Source organism: Oleiphilus sp. HI0066 (assembly GCF_001635725.1).
This window is the reverse complement of sequence record NZ_LWFH01000994.1, coordinates 1-2,659: the sequence shown is the minus strand read 5'-3', so window position 1 is coordinate 2,659 and position 2,659 is coordinate 1. Positions and strand designations below refer to the sequence as shown.

Sequence of the window (2,659 nt, the reverse complement as noted above, 5' to 3'; positions counted from 1 at the left end):
GCCCTGCTCAACACGCAATGCTACATTATGGATAAGCTCTTGATCTAAACGATCTTTGATATTTCGTGAAGTTACGAACTTGCCTTCGAGACCAGCAAACGGCGAATCGTTTACTTGGAAGGTCATGCTTACTGTTGGCTCATCAACACTTAGCGCCGGCAATGCTTCAACATTTGCTGGATCACATAAAGTATCTGAAATGCTTAATCCGTCGATACCATTAATACACACAATATCGCCCGCACTCGCCAAATCAGTATCCACACGATCAAGACCATGATAACCCTTCACGTTAAGAACCTTACCTTTACGCTCGTTGCCATCTGCTTGCTTAACAATAACTTGCTGATTAGGCGACAGCGTTCCGCGCGTGATGCGTCCAATACCAATAACACCTACATATGAATCATAATCCAATGCAGAGATTTGCATTTGGAAAGAACCCTCAGGGTCAACTTTTGGCGCTGGAACTTGATCAACGATCATTTGAAACAATGGCGTCATGTCTTCTGCCATTTCTTCCGGATCATCTCCCGCAATACCATTCAATGCAGACGCATAAATCACAGGGAAGTCTAACTGCTCATCGGTTGCACCGAGTCGATCAAACAAGTCGAACACCTGATCCATTACCCAATCAGGACGCGCACCCGGACGGTCAATCTTGTTGATAACAACAATCGGGTTCAAACCTTTCTCAAACGCCTTTGACGTTACAAAACGCGTCTGTGGCATCGGTCCGTCTACTGCATCAACAAGAAGTAGTACAGAATCAACCATAGAAAGAACACGCTCTACCTCACCACCGAAGTCGGCGTGCCCAGGAGTGTCCACAATATTAATACGGTAATCATTCCATGTAATTGCTGTGTTCTTAGCAAGAATGGTAATGCCACGCTCCTTCTCTTGATCGTTCGAGTCCATAATTCGCTCAGCACCTTCATCTTTACGATCTAAGGTACCGGACTGACCTAACAAGCCATCAACCAGGGTAGTCTTACCATGGTCAACGTGCGCGATAATGGCGATATTTCTAAGGTTCTCAATCACAACAGCAATTCCCAAAAATTTGAGGGTTAAAAAATCGGACGCGGAGTATACAGCAAGCAAATGAAGATGGACATCAAATGTACATTTATTTGCAATCCTACCCAAAACAACGAATGCACCAAATTGACCCTGCAAGAAGCCATGCGCACCATTAAGGCGCAATAAAAACCTTTGTAAAATTCCAAGAAATTCCTAATTCGTTGTTTATACTCAAAAAATAGAGCCTCTTAACTTTTGGCAAGATGCTTGCATATCTAGTGAACCAAAAGCGGGCACACCCCGTGAAACCCTATAAATAGGTTGCCTAGCGTGTTACGCTGCTGCCAATTTTATAGGCGCGAGTACGAAATAAGCCCCAAAGAACGCTTATTGCGTCAATAAAACAACAGTTTGCGACAACAAACATCTGCAAAGGTGATAACAATCGTCGCAGACCGAAATACAAGAACGACCTCTTTGGTGTTCGAAAACATCCGTTAAATGGAGTAAATATAATGTCAGAGAAAACTCTGGGCCTGATCCAAGAAAATGAAGTAACGTGGGTAGACCTTCGCTTCACAGACACACGTGGTAAAGAGCAGCACGTAAGCATCCCTTCATCTGAAGTTGACGAAGACTTCTTCGAAGAAGGCAAAATGTTTGACGGTTCATCTATCGCTGGCTGGAAAGGCATCAACGAATCAGACATGATCCTTATGCCTGACGACTCTACTTCAGTTCTTGATCCTTTCACTGAAGAAACCACTCTTATCTTGCGTTGTGACATCGTTGAGCCTGCAACTATGCAAGGCTACGAGCGTGACCCACGCTCTGTTGCTAAGCGCGCAGAAGAATACTTGAAGTCTACTGGCATCGCAGACAGCGCATTGTTTGGTCCAGAGCCAGAGTTCTTCGTATTTGACGATGTTAAGTGGAAAGCTGACATCAGCGGTGCGATGTACCAAATCAACTCTGAAGAAGCTGCATGGTCTAGCGACGCAAGCATCGAAGGCGGCAACACTGGTCACCGTCCTGGCGTTAAAGGCGGTTACTTCCCAGTACCACCAGTTGACTCTTTGCACGATCTTCGTGGCGCAATGTGTGCTGCAATGGAAGCAATGGGACTAGTGATCGAAGTACACCACCACGAAGTAGGTACTGCTGGTCAGTGTGAAATCGGCGTTGGTGCGAACACACTTGTAAACAAAGCCGACGAAGTTCAAATTCTTAAGTACTGTGTACACAACGTTGCACACGCTTACGGCAAGACTGCGACATTCATGCCTAAGCCTCTTGTAGGTGACAACGGTTCTGGTATGCACGTACACATGTCTCTAGCAAAAGATGGCAACAACATCTTCGCTGGTGACGGCTACGCAGGTCTTTCAGACGAGTGTTTGTACTACATCGGCGGTATCATCAAGCATGCTCGCGCGATCAACGCATTCACTAACGCTTCTACAAACTCTTATAAGCGTTTGGTTCCAGGTTTCGAAGCTCCAGTTATGCTTGCATACTCTGCACGTAACCGTTCAGCTTCTATCCGTATTCCATTCGTTAACTCGCCAAAAGCGCGTCGTATGGAAGCTCGTTTCCCTGACCCATCTGCAAACCCATACTTGGCGTTCTC

Annotated in this window: 2 protein-coding genes; one reads left to right on the top strand and one right to left on the bottom strand. The window is 45.8% G+C overall.

The window, feature by feature from the left end:
- The coding region (locus A3738_RS11205) for a GTP-binding protein (protein ID WP_197473821.1) at nucleotides 1-1,050 on the bottom strand (1,050 nt) is incomplete at its 3' end.
- A gap of 494 nt (nucleotides 1,051-1,544) precedes the next feature.
- Here A3738_RS11205 and glnA point away from each other — a divergent pair.
- Nucleotides 1,545-2,659: type I glutamate--ammonia ligase (gene glnA, locus A3738_RS11200; RefSeq protein ID WP_068763599.1), on the top strand; the 1,115-nt coding region annotated here is incomplete at its 3' end.